This is a genomic window from Methylobacterium carpenticola, assembly GCF_042748905.1.
GTDB classification, from domain to species: domain Bacteria; phylum Pseudomonadota; class Alphaproteobacteria; order Rhizobiales; family Beijerinckiaceae; genus Methylobacterium; species Methylobacterium carpenticola.
The window spans coordinates 6,189,053-6,210,562 of record NZ_JBHZEO010000001.1 but is presented as its reverse complement, the minus strand read 5'-3'; the positions used below and the strand labels follow the sequence as shown (position 1 = coordinate 6,210,562).

The following is a 21,510-nucleotide window of genomic DNA, read 5'->3' as shown; positions in this document are numbered from 1 at the left end:
GCCTCCCATGCGGACCGCGCTCGAGGATCTCCTCGCGCTGGCCCGCGGCAGCTTCCGCGTGCCGATCGCGCTCCTCACGCTGCCGGACGGCGCGCCGCCGCTGATCGCGGGCCGCGCGGCCGATGCGGAGAGCCTCGCGGCCTGCGGCCTCCTGCGGGCCGTCTCCAGGTCGGGCGGGCGCCTCACGATTCCCGACGCGCGCGACGATGCCCGCCTCCGGGTGGATCCGGTGGTGGCAGGCCCCTTGCGCCTGCGCTTCTACGCCGGGCGGACCGTCCCGACGCACGACGGCCCGGCGATCCTCTCCCTGTTCGGCCGCCGGCCGCGCCGGCTCTCGCGGGCCGACGAGGCCCGGCTCGACCACTTGGCCAGCCTCGCCGCGCGGTTGCTGCGCGACCAAGCGGAGGCCCGCGCCATGGCGCGGGCCCTCGACGCGGAGGTCGCGCGCGCCGACGACCATGTGCAGCGCCTCGCGGATCACAGGCGGCTCTTCGACCAAGCCTGCGCGGTCGCGAAGATCGGCATCTGGCAATGCGACCTCGCCACCGAGACGCTGAGCTGGACCGACGCGGTCTACGACCTGTTCGAACTGCCGCGCGGCGGGGCGGTCACCCGGGCGGAGATCTTGCGGCTCTACACGCCCGAATCCCTCCGGGCGATGGAGACCGCGCGCGCCCGGGCGATCCGCGAGCGCAGCAGCTTCACCCTCGACGCGGAGATCGTCACCGCCCGCGGCAACCGCCGCTGGATGCGCCTCACGGGCAATGTCGAGTGCGAGGGCGACCGGCCCTCGCGCATCTTCGGCATGAAGCAGGACATCACGGCGGAGCGCACGCTGTGGGAGCGCACCCGCTTCCTCGCCGAGACCGACGTGCTCACCGGGCTCGCCAACCGCGGCCTGTTCCAGGCGCGGCTCGCGGCCCTTGATGCGCCGCGGCCCGACTCCCGGATCGGCGCGCTGCTCCTCATCGATCTCGACGGCTTCAAGCCCGTCAACGACACCTACGGCCATGCGGCGGGCGATGTCTGCCTGCGCGAAGTAGCGGACCGGCTGCGGATGGTCTGCCGGGAGGCCGATCTCGTCGCCCGGATCGGCGGCGACGAGTTCGCGGTCCTGCTCGGGCCGTCGACAGACCCCGCGGCGGGCGAGCGGGTGGCGATGCGGATCGTGGGCACGCTCAGGGCCCCGATCACCCTCGGCGACCACGCCGTGCGGCTCGGCGCCTCGGTGGGCATCGCCGTTCCGGACGGATGCGGCGGGCCGGACCTGTTCGTGCGGGCCGACCTCGCCCTCTACGCCGCAAAGGCGGCCGGGAAGAACACGTTCCGCGCCTTCACCCCCGACATGCGCAGCAAGGGCGACCGCCGCGCCGCGGCGGCGGCCGCGGTGACGGCCGCCCTGAGCGAGGAGCGCGTTGCGGTGCTGTTCCGCCCGCGGCTCGGGCTGGCGGATCGCGGCCTCGTCGGCATCGAGGCCGTCCCGCGGGTGCAGGGGCCGCCGGGTGAGGAGATCGGCGATCCCTTCGCGGCCGCGGCCTCCGAACCCGCCGCGATGATGCGGATCGGCACCTGGACCATCGACCAAGCCCTGCGGCACGCGGCCGCCTTCGCGGCTGCCGGGTTGTCCTGCGCCCGCCTCGCCATCCCGGTGAGCGGGCTGCAATTGCGGGGGCCGGGTTTCGGGGAGGATTTCCTCGCCCGCGTGATCCGGCACGGGCTCGATCCCCGCGCCGTCGAGATCGCGGTGGCGGAGAGCGTCTTCGCCGAGGGCGAGCCGGGACAGGCGCGCGCGGCCCTGCAGCGGCTGCGCCAGGCGGGCCTGCGCGTCATCTTCGATGCCCCGGGCAGCGTCGCGGCGGTGCTCGGGCGGCTGCGCAACGATCCCGTCGACGCCGTGAAGATCGACCGGGTTCTCACCCAGCGCTTCCTGGCCTCGCCCCTCGACCGCGCGATCCTGGATGCCGTCCTGCGCTTCTGCGCGGGCCTCGCCATCGATGTCGTGGCGGACGGTGTCGAGACGGAGGCGCAGCGCGAGGGCCTTCTCGCGGTCGGCTGCACGATCGGCCAGGGGCCGCTGCTCGGCGAGCCCTGGCCGGCGGCACAGGCCGCGTCCTGGCTCCCTCCCGCCGACATGGCCCAGCAGGTGGCCTGATCCGGGGCCGATCGGCCCTCCGCCACCTCACCCGAGATCGCGCGCGTGCTGGACCGCGAAATGGGTGAGTTCGGTGAGCGTGCCGAGGCCGAGGCGCTGGCGCAGGGCCGCGCAGGCATTGGTCACGGTCTTGTAGCTCACCGACAGGTCGCGGGCGATGGCCGCGTAGGTCCGCCCCTCGGCGAGCAGGGCGAGGATGCGGCGCTCGCGTACGCTCAGCTGCCACAGGGCGGTGCGGCGCGGATCGCGGCGCAGCAGCGCCACCTCGGCCGCGATCGAGGGATCGAGATAGGGCCGGCCGGCCTGCACGCGCTCGACCGCCCGGAGCAGATCGTCGGCCGGCGCGTCCTTGAGCACGTAGCCGAGGGCTCCGCATTCGAGGGCGCGGGCGATGACGACCGGATCCGCATGCATGCTGAAGACGAGCGTGCGGGTGGCGAGGCGGCGCTCCGCGATCCGCCGCAGCAGGGCGAGCCCCGCGAGGTCGCGGCCCGGAAAGGCGAGGTCGATCACCGCGAGATCGGGCCGGTGGCGCAGCACGACGCGGTAGCCCGCGGCCGGGCTCGCGGCGACCCGGATCTCCGCGCCGGTCTCCTCCAGCAGGCGGCGGCAGCCCTGGAGCACGATCGGATGGTCGTCGACGATGAGGATCGTGGTCACGCCGGGGACATCTCCGGGCCGTCGGGGGCGTCCGTCCCGGCCGCATCCACGGGGATCACCGCCGCCAGCACGGTTCCGGCGTCCGAGCCGGGCCTGTCGAGCGTGAGGCTGCCGCCGAGCGCCTCGACGCGCTCGCGCATGCCGGGCAGACCGCGGCCGGCCTTGGTTTCGGGGCGCAGGCCGATCCCGTCGTCGGCGACGCGGATCACGAGCGAGGCGGCCTCCTCCGCGGCCCGCACGGCGATCCGGCGAGCCTGCGCATGGCGCATGGCATTGGTGACGCCCTCCTGCACGCAGCGATAGGCGGTGAGGTCCACCAGATCGCCATAGCTGCGCCGCAGGGCCCGGAAGTCGCCCTCGATCGCGATGCCGGGATTGTGCCGGGCGAGATCGCGCAGCAGCAGATCGAGGCAGGCATTGAGGGGCGCCTGTCCGAGGCCGGCCGGCCGCAGGCGGCTGAGCAGCGCCCGATTGATGGTCTGCACCCGCTTGACGATGGCGGCGATGTCGTCGGTGCGCTGCTGCAACCGGAGGCGGGCGGGATCCTCCAGCGTTCCGGCGATGCGGCCGATCGAGGCCGCGTTGGCTTCGAGGGCGAACAGGCAGGGCCCGAATTCGTCGTGCAGTTCGAGGGCGGTGCGGCGGCGCTCGTCGTCCTGGGCGGTGAGGAGCTGGCGGTTGAGCTGGCGGTTGGCCGCCCGCGCACCCTCCAGCGCCTCGGCGAGACGGTTGAAGCGGGCGGCGATCACCGCGAGTTCACGGGTGTCCGGGCGCTCCAGGCGCGGGCTGTAATCCTGCTGCTCCAGGCGCGTCAGCCCTTCGGCGAGGCGCTCCAGCGGGCGCAGCAGGCGCCCGAAGGCGAAGAACAGGATCGCCAGCATGGCGATGCTCAGGGTCGCCCCCGTGAGACCGAGCGCCACCGCGTAGCCCCAGACCTCGTCGATCTCGTCGGAGGGCTCCGTCGTCACGATGGCGGTGCCGATCCGGCGGCCCTGGAGCACCAGGGGCACCTCGTGGCTCAGGACCGGCGGCGCGATCAGCCGCGCGAACCATGCGGGCGCTCGCCGCCGGGCCTCCGGTCCGCTGCCGGGCCGCTCCTCGACCACGGCCTGGTTCGCGTCGAGCAGGCGCACGCGGACGTGGCGCAGGGCCTGGAAGCGCAGGGTGAGCACCCGGAACAGGCCGGGCACCGGCGCGTCCTGCATGAGCTGCAGGGTCTCGGCCACCAGGGGCTCGGCGACGGCGATGGAGGCTGCGGTCTCGACCTGCGTCGCCGTGCGGGCCTTGATGATGATCACCGCCCCCGACACGGCCGCCGCCACGAGGTTGATGAGCACCACGACGACCATCAGGCGCGCCCGCATCGGCCGCCCGGACCAGAGCGACGGCAGGCGCCGCCGGGAATCGGCCGCGGCGGCTGGGACGGGCTCGGAGATCATGCGGACGATGGATTCCGGCCGGGCGTTGCGAGCCCGGCCCCTCAGCAGTCGGGACAGCTTCGTCCCATGTCTTCGTCCCATGTCAATGGGCGGCCATGGCGCGCGCAGGGCCCTCGCTCCGGCGATGGCCCTGACGGGCTACCACGTCACGCGCACGCCGCCATAGACCGAGAGCGGCTGGATCAGGGTCGTCGTGCGCGGGTCGTTGAGCGCGTAGCGGTTGGCGAACAGCTCGCCCGGCTCCGTCCGCTCCAGGAAGGTCCCGAAATTCGCGACCCGCGTGTTGAACAGGTTCGTCACCATCCCGAACACCTCCACGTTCTTCGTCAGGATGAAGCTCGTGTTCAGGTTCGCGACCGCATAGGCCGGGAGCTTGCGGTTCAGGTTCGACTCGTCGCCCCGGTAGTACGACGAGGAGAACGCCGCCACGTTCATGCCGAAGCGCCATTGCGGCGTGATCGCATAGTCGAAGCCGGCCTTGATCTGGTGCTCGGGCACCAGCGGCAGCTTGTTGCCCGGCCGCACCGTGATCAACCCGTCATCCGCCAGCGGGTTGTTGGGCGAGGACAGATCGCCGTTGAACTGGAAGGTCGCGTCGATCAGCGCGTAGTTCGCGTAGAGCCGCAGGCGCTCGCCCACATACTCCGCCGCCACCTCGATGCCCTGGCGCTGCGTCGCCGGCACGTTCACGAAGTAGCCGCGCGCCGCGTTGCCGGGCACCGCGATCTGCAGGATGTCGTTGGTGAGGTCCGTGCGGAAGAAGCCGAGCTTGTAGTTCAGCAGGCCGCCCTCGTAGACGTCCGGCACCGTGCCGCGGAAGCCCGCCTCGTAGGTGCGCGCCTCGACCTGCTTGAGCGGCGGATCGGCCACCAGCGAGTTCGGCAGCAGGCAGGGCCGGTCGGGATTGGCGCAGGCCAGTTCGAGCGGCGTCGGCGCCCGGTTCGATTCCGAGTAGCCGCCGTAGAGCGTCAACCAGGGGAAGAAGCGGTAGGTCAGGCCCGCGATCGGGTTGATGCGGTTGAAGTAGTGGGTGCCGGTCACGTCCGGCGAGAAGCCGGTGAGGTCCTGCGTGGTGATGCGCGCGAAGTTGAGCCGGGCGCCCGCGGTGAGCGAGAGCTGCTCGGTGACGTCGAAGGTGTCGAGGGCGTAGAGGCCCATGTAGAGGTTCGAGCCGGTCACGCTGCTGGGCGCGATGCCGAGCGCCGCGGCGGTGCGGATCGGCCCGAGGCCGAGGCCCGGGATCGCGCCGTAGGTCGGGTTGTTCGGATCGGTGGTGACGCGCAGATCCGGGTTGATCACCCCGAGCGTGCTGCCCGACTTGAAGCCGTAATTGGCCGCATCGATGCTGCCGCCGACGATGAAGGTGTTGGAATGGTCGAACACCCGGTCGCGGTTGGTCGCCTGGAGCGAGCCGCCGTAGCCCGTCGCCTCCGTGCGCACGGTGTCGAGCGTGCCGTAGGGGATGCCGGCGCGGAACGGGACGGTCTGGCCGTTCGGGCCCACGATCAGGAACTGGTTGCGGAACTGCGCCTGGGTCTGGCCGGGCTGGATCGAGAAGCCGTCATCCTCGAAGCACAGGAAGCCGCGGAAGTTCGAGCGCGTGCTGCAATTCTCGAAGTTGCCGTCGTTGCCGTCGATCACGAACTGGCTGAAGCGGCGCACATACGCATTGCCCGAGAGATCCCAGGTCGGCGAGAGGTTGACCTTCCCCGTCACCTGGATCTGGCCCATCTCGGTGTCGATGGATTGCGGGTAGGTGAAGATCGCCCGCTCGTTGACATGGGTGAAGTCGACGGGCGAGGCGGCGGCGGCGCCGAAGAAGGTCTTGGCGCCCGTGGCGATCAGGTGGAACTCGGAATCGGGGCTGCGATAGCCGAGATCGGCGTAGACGCGGCCGATCTCGGAGGGGGATTGGTAGCGCCAGCCGTCGTCCTTGAGGCCCTCGCCCGCGAAATAGAGGCTCCAGGGGCCGAAGACCTCGCCGTATTGCAGGGTGCCGAGGATGCGGCCGTCCGAGCCGCCGATCACCGAGACTTCCTTGCCCTGCCACGTGAAGCCGTTCTTCATCTCGATGTTCACGGCGCCGCCGAGCGCGTTGAGACCGAAGATCGGGTTGCCGGTGACGATGTCCATGCGGTTGATGGCGACCTGCGGGATGAGGTCCCAGTTCACCACGTCGCCGAAGGCTTCGTTGATGCGGGTGCCGTTCTGGTAGACGGCGAGGCCCTGGGGGGCGCCCTGGAGCGGCGAGGCGTCGAAGCCGCGATAGGTGAGGGTCTGGCGGAAGCTGTTGCCCTGGCCGTCGGAGAGGCTCACGCCGGGGGTGGTGCGGGCGAGGGTGAAGGTGGGGTCGAGGGTGGCGCGGTCCTGCTCGAACTGGCGGGCGGTGACGGTCTCGACCGTGAAGGGCACCTTGGAGAGGGGCAGGGCGCCGCCGGAGATCACCGGGGCACCCGTCCCGGAGGAGCGGCTGATGCCGCCTGCTCCCGCCACGGGGGTGACGGCGACGACGTCGATCTGGTCGAGGGCGATGGTGCTGCCCTGCGCAAGGGCTTGGCTCGCCAGTCCCAGCGCACCGCACGGCACCAGGATCGTCGTCACCAGCAGCCCACGCCGCAATCCAACCATCGTTCCCTCCGCCACTCGACACCATGTCCCGTCCGCGACGGGCATGCTTGAGGTTCGGATACCGAACTTGGCCGTTCAGCGGCAATCCCGAACGGGACATCCTCGAACAACAAACACCGTTCAGGCCATGGTCCGCGACGGGTCGATACTGTGCGTGATGTTTCTGCCACGGCTCAAAGTACCATGGCCGGCGCGGCCGGGATAATGTGGCAATTGGCTTTGCTTCTTATCCCGAGACGAAACGCAGCGGAATCCGCCGTCTAGTCTCCGAGCCCGAAGAGCCGTTCGAGGAAGTTGCGGTCCTCCCGGCTCGGGCCGCCGCGCGGCGGGGCCACGGGGCGCGGCGGGGCCTGCGGTTCGCCGAGCAGGTCCCCGATCACGGCGCCGATGCCGCCCTGGTCGGGAGCGGCCGAGGCCACGGTCCCGGTGCCGCGCCGCCAGCGGGCCGCGCCGGGCAGGGCCGCGACCTTGTCGTTGCGCAGGGCCGTGGTCATGAAGCGGTTCCAGACCTCGGCCGGCAGGTTGCCGCCGCTCACGCGCTTCGTGGCCTCGCCGTCGTCGTTGCCGAGCCACACCCCCGCGACCAGGCTGGTCGAGTATCCGACGAACCATGCGTCACGGAAATCCTGGCTGGTGCCGGTCTTTCCGGCGAGATCCAGGCCCGGGATATCGGCCTTCTTGGCGGTGCCGCTCACGAAGACCTCGTGCAGCATCGCGTTCATCATGCCGACGGCGTTCGGGTCGATGACGCGTCCGAGCCCGGTGGGGCTGCGCTTGTAGACGGTCTTGCCGTCCGTGGTCTTCACGCTGGTGATCACGTAGGGGATGACGCCGTTGCCGCCATTGGCGAAGGCCGCGTAGGCGCCCACGAGTTCGAGGGGCGTCACCTCCGAGGTGCCGAGCGCGATCGAGGCGTTGGCCTGGAGCGGCGAGGTGATGCCGAGGCGCTGCGCGGTCTGCACCACCGCCTTGGGGCCGACCTCCACCCCGAGCTTCACCGCCACGGTGTTGAGGGAATGGGCGAGGGCATCGCGCAGGGTCACGGGGCCCGCGTAGCTGCGGGTGTAGTTCTCCGGGCTCCAGCCCTTGAGGGTGACGGGGGAATCCTCCCGCACCGTGTCGGGCGTGAGGCCCCGCTCCACCGCCGCGAGGTAGACGAAGGGCTTGAAGGCCGAGCCCGGCTGGCGCTTGGCCGTGGTGGCGCGGTTGAACTGGCTCTGCGCGTAGTCGCGCCCGCCGACGAGGGCGCGCACGGCCCCGTCCGGCCGCATGGCCACGACCGCGCCCTGGGCGACGTTGTAGCGCGCGCCCTTCTGGTTGAGTTCGTCGACGAGCGCCTTCTCGGCGGCGGCCTGGAGGGTGGGATCGACGGTGGTGGAGACCGTGACGTCGCTCTCGATCTTGCCGACGTAATCGTCGAGCACGTCCATCACGAGGTCGGCGACGTAGTTGGCCGAGCCGCCGCCCTTGGCGCGATTGGGCTTGGCGGGCTTGTCGAGGGCGAGCTTGACCTCCTGGGGCTTGGCGAAGCCCAGTTCCTGCATGGCGGCCAGCACCTGCGCGGCGCGGGCCTGCGCGGCGGGCAGGTTGCGGTTGGGCGCGAGCCGCGAGGGCGCCTGGACGAGGCCGCCCAGCATGGCGGCCTCCGCCAGCGTCACGTCCTTGGCGGGCTTGGCGAAGTAGCGCTGGGCCGCGGCCTCCACGCCGTAGGCGCCGGCCCCGAAATAGACCCGGTTGAGGTAGAGTTCGAGGATCTCGTCCTTGGAGTATGTGTGCTCCAGCCAGAGCGCCAGGATCGCCTCCTGGATCTTGCGGGAGGCGGTGCGCTCCTGGGTGAGGAACAGGTTCTTGGCGAGCTGCTGGGTCAGGGTCGAGCCGCCCTGCGCCACCCCGCGCCGGGTCAGGTTCTGGGCGACGGCGCGGGCGATGCCGATCGGATCGATGCCGAGATGGCCGTAGAAGCGCCGGTCCTCGATCGCCACGAAGGCGCGGGGCAGGTAGGGCGGCAACTCGCGGATCGCGACCGTGCGGCCACCGGTCTCGCCGCGATTGGCGAGGAGCGACCCGTCGCTTGCCAGGATGGCGATGTTCGGCGGGCGCTTGGGCACCGCGAGCTGGTCGATCGGCGGCAGCTGCGAGGCGTGATAGGCGATGAGCCCGGCGAGCGCGACGGCGCCCCAGATGCCGAGAATCACCAGGCCGTAGACGAGGCGCCCGAGGAGCGAGCGCCGGCGGCGGGGCCGCGGGCTCGGCGCGGCCGGTTTCTTCCCGCGTGCGGATTTCGCTCGTGCCACGCTCGCCCCCGCTCGGTCGCCGCGCGTCAGGCGCAGGTCGAGGTCGGCCGGATCCGGGCGCCCCTCCGGCGTGTCGAACTTCGGCTCGACCCGGCCGCCGCGTCCCTTCGCCATATGCCCGTACCCCAATGACCCGCCAGACAATTCCCAAGGGTGGCGCGATGGCCGTCCCCGCCTCGAACGGGCCCCGAGAAAGACGCTAAATGAGGCGGGTTTAAGGGCTCTTAACCGAAAATTTTCCTTGTTTTTCCGGCGTGTTAGCCCAAGTGCGGGGCGCCTGCGACGCCGCACGCCGGAACACCCGCCTCCCTTCTCACGTTGCGCCACGCTGCACGAGACCCGGGGGAGTGGATGCTGCGCCTGCTGATCGCGGACGGAAATGATCGCGCCGGGCGCGGACGCCACGTCGAACGGTGCGGCAAGACGTCCGCGCAGACCTATGCGGGCGTGCTCCGGTCCCTGGACCGGGACCTCGCCTGCGATCTCGTCGCCCCGGCCGATGCCGACGCGGTGCTGCCCGCACCGGTCCAGGCCTATGACGGGCTCGTCTTCACCGGCTCCACGCTGCACGTGGCGGAGGGCGGCGACGCGGTGCGTCGCCAGATCGCGCTGATGCGGGAGGCGCTGACCCAGGGCGTCCCGGTCTTCGGCTCCTGCTGGGGCGTGCAGGTCGCGGCGGCGCTGGCGGGCGGGGAGGCCGGCCGCAATCCCCGCGGGCCGGAATACGGCTTCGCCCGCAACCTCGCACCGACCCGCGCGGGGCGGGATCACCCGCTCCTCGCCGGGCGTCCGCCCGCCTTCGACGCCCCGGCGATCCACGACGACGCGGTGCTGGTGCCCCCGCCGGGCAGCACGGTTCTCGTCGCGAATGGCCGCCTCGACGTCCAGGCGATCGTGATTCCCTACGCGGCGGGCCAGTTCTGGGGCACGCAGTACCATCCCGAACTCGATCTCGACGAGGTCGCCGCGATGCTCTCCCTGAGCGCGGAGGCGATCGTGGAGGCCGGGCTGTGCCGGGACGAGGCCGCGGTGGACGGGCAGGCCGAGGCCTTGCGCCGGCTGCACGCGGATCCGGCCGGACAGCCGGACCTCGCCTGGCGGCTCGGCCTCGGGGCGGAGGTGCTGGAACCGGCCCGGCGGCGCCGCGAGATCGGCAACTTCCTCGATGCGCTGGTTCGCCCGACCCGGGCCGCGCGGGGCCGTTAAGGACTCGCAGGGATCGGGTTTGCTATGATGGTGCCCCACCCATCGCCGGACCCCGGACGTGCGCTACCCGCCCCATCTGCTCGAAGAGATTCGTGCCCGGCTGCCCACCTCCGACGTGGTCGGCCGTAAGGTGCGCCTGAAGAAGGCGGGCCGGGAGTGGCGCGGCCTCTCGCCGTTCAACGCCGAGAAGACGCCGTCCTTCTACGTGAACGACCAGAAGCAGTTCTACCACTGCTTCTCGTCGGGCAAGCACGGCGACATCTTCCGCTTCCTTCAGGATACCGAGGGGCTCTCGTTCCCCGAAGCGGTGGAGCGGCTCGCGGCGGAGGCGGGGGTGACCCTGCCCGCGCCGAGCCGCGAGAGCCGCGACAGCGAGGACCGCCGCCGGGGCGCCCTGGAGGTGATGGAACTCGCCGCCGTCTTCTTCGAGGGCCAGCTCGCGTCCCGCTCCGGCACCCGCGCCCGCGACTACCTCGCGCGGCGGGGTTTGGGCGATTCGGTGCAGCGCGAATTCCGCCTCGGCTACGCGCCGGGGGAGCGCTACGCCCTGCGCGACCACCTCGCGGGCAAGGACGTGCCCGCCGACCTGATGATCGAACTCGGCCTCCTGATCGGGGGCGAGGACATCGCGGTGCCCTACGACCGCTTCCGCGACCGGGTGATCTTCCCGATTCGCGACCTGCGGGGGCGGGTGATCGCCTTCGGCGGCCGCGGGCTCGCCCCCGACGCCAAGCCGAAATACCTGAATTCCCCGGAGACCCCGCTCTTCCACAAGGGCTCTGTGCTCTACAACCACCACGCCGCCCGCCGGGCCGCCCACGACACCGGCCGGGTGATCGCGGTGGAGGGCTACGTCGACGTCATCGCCATGACCATGGGCGGCCACCCGGAGGCGGTGGCGCCGCTCGGCACCGCGCTTACCGAGGACCAGCTCGCGCTCCTCTGGCGGATGGCCGACGAGCCGATCCTGTGCTTCGACGGTGACGGAGCGGGGCGCCGCGCCGCTTTTCGGGCCCTCGACGTGGCCCTGCCGGGGCTCGTGCCCGGCAAGTCGCTGCGCTTCGCGCTGCTGCCGGAGGGGCAGGACCCCGACGATCTGCTGCGCTCGGGCGGAGCGGCGGCCCTCGACCGGGTGCTGGAGGGTGCCCGCCCCCTCGTGGAGGTTCTGTGGTCGCGCGAGACCGAGATGGCGCCCGTCGACACGCCGGAGCGCCGCGCCGGCCTCGCCCAGCGCCTGCGCGAGCTGATCGGCCAGATCCGCGACGAGACCCTGAAGCGCTACTACCGGGACGAGATCGAGGCGCGCCTGCGCACCCTCGGCCCGGCCCCGGTGCCGCGCGCGCGGCGCGAGGGCGCCCCGTTCGTGCCGCGGGGCCGCGCGCCCGAGCGGCCCGCCTCGCCGCGCTTCACCGGAGCTGCCAGTACGCGGCTCGCCCGCTCCTCCCTGTTCGCGGGCGGCCCCTCGCCCCGCGAGGCGCTCATCATCGCCATGCTCCTGGTGCATCCCGAGCTCTTGGCCGGCGAGGCGGAGGAACTCGCGGAACTCGACCTCGCGAGCGCGGACGCGAAGGCGCTGCGTCAGGCGCTGATCGACCACACGGCGGAGGGAAGGGGGGGTGACGCGACCTCCCTCAACGCGACCCTCGAACGGGTCGGCCTCACTGCGGCGGCCGGACGAATCGCCGCGCATGTGCGTCCGGGGGACCACTGGGCCCTTGACCCGCACGCCGATCCCATGCGTCTGGAAGACGCGCTCCGGCAGGCCGTGATCTTGCACCGCAAGGCCGGCTCTCTACATAGCGAGCTTCGGGCAGCCGAGCGCGCCCTCGCCGAGGAGGAGACGGAGGCGAATTTCGCGTGGCTTCGCGACGTGAAGAACCGCTTGGCGGTGGTGGCCGCCGCTGAGGCCGATGCGGACCAGGAGGCCGAGAGCGTCGCACTCCCCTGACGCGCAGGGCGCATGACGCACGAGGCGTGACTTCGAGGGCGGAACCGGGATAGTTAACAATAAGTCAAGCGTCTTGCTTGCACAATTGGAACGAGATCCGAGGGCGGCTGGGCCGAGGGCTCCGCTGCCCGTCTGTACATCACGGTGCCGACGAAGCGGGGGGCTCCCTCCCGCTCGGGCGGGCCGGCACCGGAACCATAGGCTGATCATGGCGACGAAGGCAACGGAACGAGAAGAGACCGAAGCGGCCCCGGAGCAGCAGACCGACGGGCCGCTCCTCGACCTGACGGATGCCTCCGTCAAGCGGATGATCAAGCTCGCCAAGAAGCGCGGCTACGTGACCTATGACGAGCTGAACGAGGTTCTGCCGCAGGAGGAATTCACCTCCGAGCAGATCGAGGACGTGCTCGGTCAGCTTTCCGAACTCGGGGTGAACGTCGTCGAGGCCGAGGAGGCCGACGACGGCCAGGGCGAGGGCGCGACCGGCGAGGCCGCGGCCGAGGACGAGGAGGCGAGCGAGGGGACCGAGGTCGCCGAGGTCGCTCAGAGCCGGCCGGCGGTGCTGCGCACCGAGACCACCAAGGAGCCCACCGACCGCACGGACGATCCCGTGCGCATGTACCTGCGCGAGATGGGCTCGGTGGAGCTGCTCTCGCGCGAGGGCGAGATCGCCATCGCCAAGCGCATCGAGGCCGGGCGCGAGGCGATGATCGCCGGGCTCTGCGAGAGCCCGCTGACCTTCCAGGCCATCATCATCTGGCGCGACGAGCTGGTCGATGGCCGGGTGCTCCTGCGCGACATCATCGATCTCGAAGCGACCTATGCGGGACCGGATGGCCGCGGCGGACCCGCCGAGGGCGAGGTGGAGAGCGAGGGCGACGCGCCCGAGGGCGACATGCCGCCGCCGGAAGGCGACGGCGACGAGGACGACCTCGAGAACAACGTCTCGCTCTCGGCCATGGAGGCCGAGCTGAAGCCGCGCGTGCTCGAGACCTTCGACGCGATCGCCGAGAACTACCGCAAGCTGCGCCAGGTCCAGGCCGCGCAGGCCGAGACGCGCCTGCAGGGCGGCGGCGCCAGCGAGACGCAGGGGCGGCAGTACAGCGAGCTGAAGAGCCGCATCGTCACCGACGTGAAGTCGCTCTCGCTCAACGCCAACCGCATCGAGGCGCTGGTCGAGCAGCTCTACGACATCAACAAGCGGCTGATCTCGCAGGAGGGCCGCCTGATGCGGCTCGCCGAGAGCCACGGCGTCGCCCGCGACGAGTTCCTGCGCCACTACCAGAGCCAGGAACTCGATCCGCACTGGGTCGAGCGGGTGGGCAAGCTCGGCGGCAAGGGCTGGAAGAACTTCGTCGAGAAGGGCGCCAACGGCATCGCGACCCTGCGCGAGCAGATCATGTCGCTCGCGTCCGAGACCGGCCTGGAGATCCAGGAATACCGGAAGATCGTCCACATGGTCCAGAAGGGCGAACGCGAAGCCCGGCAGGCCAAGAAGGAGATGATCGAGGCGAACCTCCGGCTCGTGATCTCGATCGCCAAGAAGTACACGAACCGCGGCCTTCAATTCCTGGATCTGATCCAGGAGGGCAACATCGGCCTGATGAAGGCGGTGGACAAGTTCGAGTATCGCCGCGGCTACAAGTTCTCGACCTACGCCACGTGGTGGATCCGGCAGGCGATCACCCGCTCGATCGCCGATCAGGCCCGCACGATCCGCATCCCGGTGCACATGATCGAGACGATCAACAAGATCGTCCGGACCTCGCGCCAGATGCTGCACGAGATCGGCCGCGAGCCGACCCCGGAGGAGCTGGCCGAGAAGCTGGCGATGCCGCTGGAGAAGGTGCGCAAGGTCCTCAAGATCGCCAAGGAGCCGATCTCCCTCGAGACGCCGATCGGCGACGAGGAGGATTCGCATCTCGGCGACTTCATCGAGGACAAGAACGTCGTCCTGCCGATCGATGCGGCGATCCAGTCGAACCTGCGCGAGACGACGACCCGGGTGCTGGCCTCGCTCACGCCACGCGAGGAGCGCGTGCTGCGCATGCGCTTCGGCATCGGCATGAACACCGACCACACCCTCGAGGAGGTCGGCCAGCAATTCTCGGTGACCCGCGAGCGCATCCGCCAGATCGAAGCGAAGGCTTTGCGCAAGCTCAAGCATCCGAGCCGGTCGCGGAAGCTGCGGAGCTTCCTCGACAACTGAACCGACCGAGATCCCGCCTCGTGGATCGCCGAACGGCCCGGTGCGCCCGCATCCGGGCCGTTCGCCTGCCCGCCGTCAGCGGCCTGGGCGCAGCCGCCAGCGGCGGCGGGTCCGGAGCGCGCAACCCGTGCCGAGGATCGACACCGCGGCGAAGGCCGCCAGCAGGGTGCTGCGGGAGACACATTCCCCGCGCCCGGGCCATCACTCCCAGGTTTTGCCCCCATGGCGTGATGCGTGCGCCACAAGCCGGCGAACAGCCGGAGAGATGCGTTGCCTGACGTGAGACGCTGACGGCCCGCGGGCCCGCCGCCCCGACAGCCGGGAGCGGACGGCGCAACGGGGCGATGGCGAAGCCTTGCCTTGGCCGTGAAGGCTGCCCATCTCCGCCGCATGTCCCACGCTCCGCCTCCTCACCGCTCTCATCCGCTGCCGACGGCGGAGGCGGACGGGTCCGAGGCGGGGGCCATCCCGATCGGGCTGTTCCGGGCCTGCGTGGCCCTGCGCGACTGGCTGCTCAGCGAGGGCGCGCGGCTGCCCGAATCGGGTGATCTCCTGGCGGGCCTCGCCCTGCGCCTCAACGATCTCGGCGTGCCGGTCGACCGGGCGACCACCGCCATCGATGCGCTCCACTCGGAATATACGGGCGTCGGCCGGTTCTGGACCCGCGAGGGCGGCGTGTCGCTGCGCCTGTTTCCGCACGGCGAAGCCTCGGACCGGGCGCTGGCGACGAGCCCCTTCGCGCATATCTACGCCACCCGCGAGTGGCTGCTCCTCGATCTCGCCGAGACGCCCGACGACCGCTTCACCATCATCCCCGAACTGAAGGCGGGCGGCTACCGCCACTACGTGGCGATCCCACTGTTCTTCACCAACGGCACCAACAACGGCGTCACCTTCGCGACCCGCTCCCCGCGCGGCTTCTCCAATGAGAACCTCGCCATCCTGCGCTTCATCGTGCCGACCCTGTCCGCCGTGATGGAGATGCGCGGCCTCAACACGCGGCTCGACCAAGTGCTGCGGATCTATGTCGGGGACGGACCGCACCAAGCGATCCTGTCGGGTTCGATCCGCCGGGGACAGGTGGAGCGGATCCGCTCCGCCATCCTGTTCGCCGACATGCGCGGCTACACGGAACTCACGGCCTCGCTGGCGCCGGAAGCCTCGGTCGATCTCCTCAACACCTATTTCGACTGCCTCGTGCCGCCGATCGAGAGCGAGGGGGGCGAGGTGCTGAAATACATGGGCGACGGCCTGCTCGCGATCTTCCGCGAGACCGGCGACGGGCTCGGCGGCGCGGCCCAGAGCGCGCTCACCGCCGCTCAGACCGCCCTGCGGCGCCTCTCCGAAGCGAATGCCGCCGGGCGCTTCCCGGCCCGGATCGCGGCGGGCATCGCGCTCCATCACGGCGAAGCGGCCTACGGCAATGTCGGCTCGGGGGCGCGGCTCGATTTCACCGTGATCGGGCGCGACGTGAACCTCGCGAGCCGGCTCGCCAAGCTCAACAAGGTGCTGGGTGAGCCGCTCCTGATGTCGAAGCCCTTCGTGGACTTCCTGTGGGGCGATCCGGAGCCCCTGGGCAGCCACCCGCTCGACGGCTTCAGTGAGGCGATGTGCCTCTACCGGCCGGCACGGAACGGTTGACGGCGGCCCGCGCCTCGCCCACATTCCGCCTGTTCCAGGGAGATCCCCGACAAGGGGCTGAGAAACCGATGGATCGGCGTCGCGCCGATCAGCGCGGAAATCCTTCGAACCTGATCCGGCTCATACCGGCGTAGGGATTGGACGGGGTCCGCGGACCCGAGCGCTTCACCGGTTTCGACGGCGCAGATCCAATCTCGACGGGCCACCGTGGAGACGAGGGTTTGCTGATGTCTGCTCCATCCCCGATCGGCCGGCGGCGTGCCGCCGGGCCCGACCCGGCCGCCGACCGTCTGCCCGAGCGGGCGGATGTGGTGGTGATCGGCGGTGGCCTGATCGGGCTGTCGATCGGCTGGCGGCTCGCGGAGAGCGGGCTCGCCGTGGCGGTGCTGGAGAAGGGCCGGGCCGGCGACGGCGCCAGCCTCGCAGCCACCGGCATGCTGGCGGCCGCCGCCGAGCACGAGCCGGGTGGTGACGCGCTCCTGCCCCTGGCCCTCGAGAGCCAGCGTCTCTGGCACCGGTTCCGCGACGATCTCGAAGCCGCCTCGGGCCTGCCCATCGACTACCGGCGCGAAGGCACCCTCGTGATCGCGCTCGGCCGCGACGAGGTCGAGCGCCTGCGTTTCCGCCACGAATTGCAGCGCCGGGCGGGGCTCGACGTCGCGTGGCTGCCCGGCCCGGCGGTGCGCGAGCGCGAGCCGTCCCTCCGCCCCACCGTCACGGCGGGGCTGTTCTGCCCCGAGGATCATCAGGTCGACCCCGCCCGGGTCATGGCGGCCCTGCGGCTCGCTCTGCGCGCGGCCGGCGGCCGGCTCGTGGAGGATTGCCCCGTCGAGGCCCTGGATCGGGCCGGCGGGCGCGTCGTCGGCGTGCGCACAGCGGCCGGGTTGGCCCGGGCCGACACGGTCGTCCTCGCCTCCGGCGCCTGGGCCGGGGAGGGGAACCTCGTGCCCGACCTCGCCCTGCCGGTGCGGCCGCTGAAAGGCCAGTCCGTGGCGCTGAAGGCGACCCCGCGCAGCGGCGCGCTGAACCACGTGGTCTGGACCGAGCAGATCCACATGGCGCCGAAGAGCGACGGGCAGCTCGTGGTCGGCGCCACCGTCGAGGAGATCGGCTTCGACGCCACCCTCACGGCGGGCGGCCTGTTCGCCATTCTGGAGGGCGCACGCCGCGCCTTCCCGGGCGTGGAGGAGATGAGCGTCGAGGGCGTCTGGAGCGGCTTCCGGCCGACCTCGGACGACGATGCGCCGATCCTCGGCGAGGCCTTGCCCGGCCTCGTCCTGGCGGTGGGGCACCACCGCAACGGCTACCTGCTGGCGCCGGTCACGGCCGCCGCGATCCGCGATCTCGTCCGCGGCGGCGCGCTTCCCGCCACCGCCACTCCCTTCGGCCTCGGCCGCTTCGCGCGTCCCGGGCTCCCCCTGCAGAGGATCCCATGAAGCTCACCGTGAACGGCGAGGCGCGGGAGAGCGCCGCCGCCACCCTCGACGCCCTCTGGCGCGAGGAAACCGCGGATCTCGACTTGGCCGGCCCGCAGGGCTTCGCCATCGCGCTCAACGGCGCGGTGGTGCGCCGCCCGGACTGGCCGGCGACGGCGCTCGCCGAGGGCGACCGCGTCGAGATCGTCCGCGCCATGCAGGGCGGCTGAGGCACCGCCCCTCGCCTGAAGCGTTACAGGAGTTTGCCCATGACCACCGTCACGCCCCTCGATCGCGGAGCCGACGACCCGCTGGTGATCGCCGGGACGCCCCTGCGCTCGCGCCTCCTCATCGGCACCGCGGGCTATCCGACCCAGGCGATCATGGCCGAGGCCGTGCGCGCGAGCGGCGCCGAGGTGGCCACGGTGTCGATCCGGCGCGTGTCCCTGCGCGGCCACGGTTCCGACACCGTGTCGCTGCTCTCCGGATTCCGCTTCCTGCCGAACACCGCCGGCTGCGAGACCGCCCGCGACGCGGTGATGACCGCCGAACTCGCCCGCGAGGCGCTCGGCACCAACTGGATCAAGGTCGAGGTCATCGGCGACCGCGAGACGCTCTATCCGGATGCCGCCGAGACCATCGAGGCCACGCGCCAGCTCGTCGATGCGGGCTTCGTGGTGCTGCCCTACTGCAACGACGACCCCGTGGTGTGCAGCCGCCTCGCCGATCTCGGCGCCGCCGCGGTGATGCCGATGGGCTCGCTGATCGGCTCCGGCATGGGCGTGGCGAACCCCGCCAATCTGGAGCTGATCTGCCGCCGCTCGCCCGTCCCGGTGATCGTCGATGCCGGCATCGGCACCGCCTCGGACGCGGTCATCGCCATGGAACTCGGCGCGGCAGCGGTGCTGCTCAACACGGCGGTGGCCAAGGCTGACGATCCGGTGCGGATGGCCCGGGCCATGCGGCACGCCGTCGAGGCCGGACATCTCGCCCACGGCGCCGGCCGCATCCCGCGGCGCGCCCGGGCCGAACCGTCGAGCCCGCAGCTCGGTCTCGTCGGCTCGTGAGCCGGCTTCCGGCCCGGCTCCTCCTGGTCACGGACCGGCACGGATCGACGCTGCCGCTGGTCCGGCGGGTGGCGCTGGCCCTGGAAGCGGGCGCCCGCTGGATCTGGCTGCGCGACCGGGACCTTCCGGAGGGCGAGCGGGCCGCGCTGGCGGAGGAGGTCGCTCGGCTGGTGCGGGCGGCCGGCGGGCATCTGACGATCGGCCGCGACATCGCGCTCGCGGCGCGGGTGGGGGCGGGAGGCGTCCAGCTCGGCTCCGTCGCGGCGGTGGCGCAGGCCCGGGCAGCGCTCGGCCCGCGCGCCGTGATCGGCCTCTCGGCGCATCACGTTGCGGAGGTCGCAGCAGCCCGGGAGGCCGGTGCCGACTACGCCACCCTGAGCCCGATCTTCGCGAGCGCGAGCAAGCCCGGCTATGGCCCGGCGCTCGGGCCGGCGGCCCTCGCTGCGGCGGCCCGGACCGGGCTGCCGGTGCTGGCGCTCGGGGGCGTGGAGCCGGGCACGCTGCCGGCCTGCCTGCGAGCCGGCGCGGCGGGCGTCGCCGTGATGGGCGGCGTCATGCGGGCGGCGGATCCGGCGGAGGCCGTGCGGGAGCTGATCGGGTCGATCGCGCGGGAGGAGGCGGAGGCCGCGCCATCCTTACAGTCCTGACCGACCGATCGCTCGTCGCGAGGGCGCCCGGACCGAGGCTACACTCCGTCCTGCGGTCCGTAGGGCGGGCGCGGGATCGCCCGGTGGGCCGCCCGCAAAGCCGCCGACCAGCGCTCGCGCAGGTCGTGGAAATACGGCTCGCCCGCCTCGATCCGGTGGACGACCTCCATCCGGGTGGTGTTGCGGCGGATCACCGCGAGGTCGATCGGCAAGCCGACACCCAGATTCGACCGCATGGTCGAATCCATCGAGATCAGCCCGACCTTCAGCGCGTCGTAGATGTCCGTCTTGTAGGTGACCGCACGGTCGAGGATCGGCTTGCCGTACTTGTGCTCGCCGATCTGCAGGAAGGGGGCGTCCTGGCTGCAAGCCATGAAGTTGCCCGCCGAGTAGATCATGTAGAGCCGCATCGGCCCGTCGCCGATCTGGCCGCCGAACAGGAACGAGACCTCGAAGCGCAGCTGCGCCGCCTCGAATCCCTCGCGCTCGATGGCGCGCACGCGCCGGATCGCCCGCCCGATGAGCTGGGCGGCGCGGAACATGGTCGGCGCCTCCAGGATGGTCTCGAGGGCGCCCGTCTCGGGATTCTCGACGCCCTCCGTCAGCAGGGCGACCACGGACTGGGTCACCGACAGGTTGCCCGCCGAGGCGAGCGTCAGCACGCGCTCCCCCGGCACCTCGAACAGATGCAACTTGCGGAAGGTCGAGATGTCGTCGAGACCCGCATTCGTGCGGGTGTCGGCGATCATGACGAGCCCCTCCTCGACCAGGATCCCGACGCAGTAAGTCATCGCTCAGCGCTCCCCCCGGCTCCTGCCGATGCGCATCCGCCCGATCCTCGCGGAGATGGCGGACCCGGTCCAGTGACCCGCGCGGGCCCCTTCAGCGGCCGCCGAAGAAGCGCCGCACCCGACCGAGCCAGCGCCGGCCCGACGTCTCGACGGAATCGGCGAAGAGCGCGCCCGCGATCACCGAAGCCGTCATGGTGAGGAAATGGGCGAGCGGAAGATCGAACGGGATGGCGGTCATCGGGATCGTCTGCGGTGATGCGGCGGCACGGGGCGGCCGGGCCAGCGCGCCGACGGGCGCACGCCTCCGGCAGCCGGCTCCACCCTTAAGTCACGCCTGCCGCAAGGCAAGATGGCGCGGGGCCGCCGTTACGCATTCGCCTGTCCCCGTCGCAAATGCGCCACGCCGCTCAGGACTGCGCCTGCTGAGCCTGAACCTGAGCCTGGCTTTCGGCTCGGGCCTGTGCTTCGGCGTGAGCCTGAGCGCGCGCGTCGTCGACCACGACGCGCACCGTCATCGTCTCGGTGCCGCCGCCCATCCGGCTGCCGCGCACCGGCGCGGCGTCGAGGTAGTCGAGGCCGATCGCGACGCGCAGATGCGCATCCGTGGCGGAGATGCCGAAGCAGGGATCGAAGCCGACCCAGCCGAGATCGGGCACCACGGCCTCGACCCAGGCATGCCCGGCCTCCTGCGCCGGCGCATCGGCCCGGTAATAGTAGCCGGAGACGTAGCGCACCGGGATCTCCAGGTGCCGCGCCGCGGCGATGAAGATATGCGCGAGGTCCTGGCCGACGCCCTTGCGCAGGGCGAACGCTTCCGCGGCGGTGCTGTTCGAGTGGGTCGGTCCGCCCGGAGCGTATTCCACCTCGCCGTGCACCCCCGCCACCAGGGCGTGGAGGCGCGCCAGCGGGTCGGTCTCGCTGCCGGCGAGGTCCTCGGCGAATTCCCGGATCGCCGCGTCGGCCGTCGCGAAGCGCGATTCGCGCAGGTAGAACAGGTCGGGCAGGCGCTCCACCGCCCCGCGGATGACGCCGTGGGTCTCCGAGGTCTCGACCTCGCCGCTCACCCGGACCACCAGGGAGCCTTCGGGCCCGTCGGCGCTGTAGACGTGGACGATGTTGCCGAACCCGTCCTCGCGGCGGCTCAGGCGGCCATCCGCCGTCGGCTCGATGCGCCAGTTGCGGACGTGCTGCCCGTCATGGTCGCGCGGGGTCAGGCGCAGCATCTGGATCAGGCCGCGGGCCGGCGATTCGTAGTCGTAGGCCGTCTCGTGAACGACGCGGATGCGCATGAGGTCCTGTCGAGGTGAGGGGCGGTAAGCTCCGGGGATGTCCGGCGGGCCGCGGCGCCGCCCGCCGTCGTGCCGCCGGTTGCGGAGCGCCACGGAGGGCCGTCCCGCGACCTGCTTAGCGTGA

At 71.6% G+C, this 21,510-nt stretch carries 16 protein-coding genes and 1 riboswitch; of the genes, 9 read left to right on the top strand and 7 right to left on the bottom strand.

What is annotated here, in order from left to right; translation table 11 throughout:
• Window positions 1–7 precede the first annotated feature (7 nt).
• Window positions 8–2,152, top strand: a complete 2,145-nt coding sequence (locus tag ACE101_RS28760; protein ID WP_379137191.1) for a putative bifunctional diguanylate cyclase/phosphodiesterase — start codon at window positions 8–10, stop codon at window positions 2,150–2,152.
• 27 nt (window positions 2,153–2,179) lie between these two features.
• Here the strand turns inward: ACE101_RS28760 and ACE101_RS28755 are convergent, their stop codons facing one another.
• The 4 genes from ACE101_RS28755 to ACE101_RS28740 form a co-directional block, all read right to left on the bottom strand.
• Complete coding sequence (locus ACE101_RS28755; RefSeq protein WP_379137189.1) at window positions 2,180–2,812, bottom strand: response regulator; 633 nt, start codon at window positions 2,810–2,812, stop codon at window positions 2,180–2,182.
• Window positions 2,809–4,251 carry an ATP-binding protein gene (locus tag ACE101_RS28750; RefSeq protein WP_379137186.1) on the bottom strand — a complete coding sequence of 481 codons (1,443 nt, stop codon included), beginning with the start codon at window positions 4,249–4,251 and terminating at the stop codon, window positions 2,809–2,811. The genes ACE101_RS28755 and ACE101_RS28750 overlap by 4 nt, the downstream gene beginning before the upstream one ends.
• Window positions 4,252–4,389: 138 nt before the next feature.
• Window positions 4,390–6,879, bottom strand: coding sequence for a TonB-dependent receptor (locus tag ACE101_RS28745; RefSeq protein ID WP_379137183.1), 2,490 nt, complete (start codon window positions 6,877–6,879; stop codon window positions 4,390–4,392).
• 260 nt (window positions 6,880–7,139) lie between these two features.
• Window positions 7,140–9,287: a transglycosylase domain-containing protein gene (locus ACE101_RS28740; protein ID WP_379137181.1), complete on the bottom strand. Its 2,148-nt coding sequence runs from the start codon at window positions 9,285–9,287 to the stop codon at window positions 7,140–7,142.
• Window positions 9,288–9,524: 237 nt separating this feature from the next.
• On the opposite strand from ACE101_RS28740, the gene ACE101_RS28735 reads away from it, so the two are divergent.
• The 8 genes from ACE101_RS28735 (at window position 9,525) to ACE101_RS28700 (ending at window position 19,306) form a co-directional block, all read left to right on the top strand.
• Window positions 9,525–10,379, top strand: coding sequence for a glutamine amidotransferase-related protein (locus ACE101_RS28735; protein WP_379137179.1), 855 nt, complete (start codon window positions 9,525–9,527; stop codon window positions 10,377–10,379).
• A 58-nt stretch (window positions 10,380–10,437) separates the two neighbouring features.
• Complete coding sequence (gene dnaG, locus ACE101_RS28730; protein ID WP_379137177.1) at window positions 10,438–12,327, top strand: DNA primase; 1,890 nt, start codon at window positions 10,438–10,440, stop codon at window positions 12,325–12,327.
• Window positions 12,328–12,535: 208 nt separating this feature from the next.
• The gene (rpoD, locus tag ACE101_RS28725; protein WP_379137174.1) at window positions 12,536–14,536 is read left to right on the top strand and encodes an RNA polymerase sigma factor RpoD; all 2,001 of its coding nucleotides are present in this window, start codon (window positions 12,536–12,538) and stop codon (window positions 14,534–14,536) included.
• Between the two features lie 390 nt (window positions 14,537–14,926).
• Window positions 14,927–16,177: an adenylate/guanylate cyclase domain-containing protein gene (locus ACE101_RS28720; RefSeq protein WP_379137171.1), complete on the top strand. Its 1,251-nt coding sequence runs from the start codon at window positions 14,927–14,929 to the stop codon at window positions 16,175–16,177.
• 27 nt (window positions 16,178–16,204) lie between these two features.
• Window positions 16,205–16,332: riboswitch (TPP riboswitch) on the top strand.
• Between the two features lie 72 nt (window positions 16,333–16,404).
• Window positions 16,405–17,613 carry a glycine oxidase ThiO gene (gene thiO / locus ACE101_RS28715; protein WP_379137168.1) on the top strand — a complete coding sequence of 403 codons (1,209 nt, stop codon included), beginning with the start codon at window positions 16,405–16,407 and terminating at the stop codon, window positions 17,611–17,613.
• Window positions 17,610–17,822 carry a sulfur carrier protein ThiS gene (thiS, locus tag ACE101_RS28710; protein WP_379137165.1) on the top strand — a complete coding sequence of 71 codons (213 nt, stop codon included), beginning with the start codon at window positions 17,610–17,612 and terminating at the stop codon, window positions 17,820–17,822. Before thiO ends, thiS begins: the two co-directional genes overlap by 4 nt.
• Window positions 17,823–17,861: 39 nt before the next feature.
• Entirely contained in the window at window positions 17,862–18,659 is a 798-nt protein-coding gene (locus ACE101_RS28705) for a thiazole synthase (protein WP_379137162.1), read from the top strand.
• Complete coding sequence (locus ACE101_RS28700) at window positions 18,656–19,306, top strand: thiamine phosphate synthase (RefSeq protein ID WP_379137160.1); 651 nt, start codon at window positions 18,656–18,658, stop codon at window positions 19,304–19,306. Before ACE101_RS28705 ends, ACE101_RS28700 begins: the two co-directional genes overlap by 4 nt.
• Before the next feature lie 38 nt (window positions 19,307–19,344).
• On the opposite strand, the gene ACE101_RS28695 is transcribed toward ACE101_RS28700, so the two are convergent.
• From ACE101_RS28695 to ACE101_RS28685, 3 genes are all read right to left on the bottom strand, one after another.
• Window positions 19,345–20,097 (bottom strand): proteasome-type protease, encoded by a 753-nt coding sequence (locus ACE101_RS28695; RefSeq protein ID WP_379137158.1) that lies wholly within the window; start codon window positions 20,095–20,097, stop codon window positions 19,345–19,347.
• A gap of 91 nt (window positions 20,098–20,188) precedes the next feature.
• Window positions 20,189–20,335 carry a hypothetical protein gene (locus ACE101_RS28690; protein WP_379137155.1) on the bottom strand — a complete coding sequence of 49 codons (147 nt, stop codon included), beginning with the start codon at window positions 20,333–20,335 and terminating at the stop codon, window positions 20,189–20,191.
• A gap of 169 nt (window positions 20,336–20,504) precedes the next feature.
• Window positions 20,505–21,386, bottom strand: coding sequence for a transglutaminase family protein (locus tag ACE101_RS28685; protein WP_379137152.1), 882 nt, complete (start codon window positions 21,384–21,386; stop codon window positions 20,505–20,507).
• Between the last annotated feature and the right edge of the window lie 124 nt (window positions 21,387–21,510).

Bases quoted from the DNA above. Each gene is read 5' to 3' on its own strand.
- ACE101_RS28735 (WP_379137179.1), top strand. From the start codon at position 9,525: ATGCTGCGCCTGCTGATCGCGGACGGAAATGATCGCGCCGGGCGCGGA.
- ACE101_RS28740 (WP_379137181.1), bottom strand. From the start codon at position 9,287: ATGGCGAAGGGACGCGGCGGCCGGGTCGAGCCGAAGTTCGACACGCCG.
- rpoD (WP_379137174.1), top strand. From the start codon at position 12,536: ATGGCGACGAAGGCAACGGAACGAGAAGAGACCGAAGCGGCCCCGGAG.
- ACE101_RS28720 (WP_379137171.1), top strand. From the start codon at position 14,927: ATGTCCCACGCTCCGCCTCCTCACCGCTCTCATCCGCTGCCGACGGCG.
- thiO (WP_379137168.1), top strand. From the start codon at position 16,405: ATGTCTGCTCCATCCCCGATCGGCCGGCGGCGTGCCGCCGGGCCCGAC.
- ACE101_RS28685 (WP_379137152.1), bottom strand. From the start codon at position 21,386: ATGCGCATCCGCGTCGTTCACGAGACGGCCTACGACTACGAATCGCCG.
- ACE101_RS28745 (WP_379137183.1), bottom strand. From the start codon at position 6,879: ATGGTTGGATTGCGGCGTGGGCTGCTGGTGACGACGATCCTGGTGCCG.
- ACE101_RS28760 (WP_379137191.1), top strand. From the start codon at position 8: ATGCGGACCGCGCTCGAGGATCTCCTCGCGCTGGCCCGCGGCAGCTTC.
- ACE101_RS28705 (WP_379137162.1), top strand. From the start codon at position 17,862: ATGACCACCGTCACGCCCCTCGATCGCGGAGCCGACGACCCGCTGGTG.
- ACE101_RS28695 (WP_379137158.1), bottom strand. From the start codon at position 20,097: ATGACTTACTGCGTCGGGATCCTGGTCGAGGAGGGGCTCGTCATGATC.
- ACE101_RS28750 (WP_379137186.1), bottom strand. From the start codon at position 4,251: ATGATCTCCGAGCCCGTCCCAGCCGCCGCGGCCGATTCCCGGCGGCGC.
- thiS (WP_379137165.1), top strand. From the start codon at position 17,610: ATGAAGCTCACCGTGAACGGCGAGGCGCGGGAGAGCGCCGCCGCCACC.
- ACE101_RS28690 (WP_379137155.1), bottom strand. From the start codon at position 20,335: ATGACCGCCATCCCGTTCGATCTTCCGCTCGCCCATTTCCTCACCATG.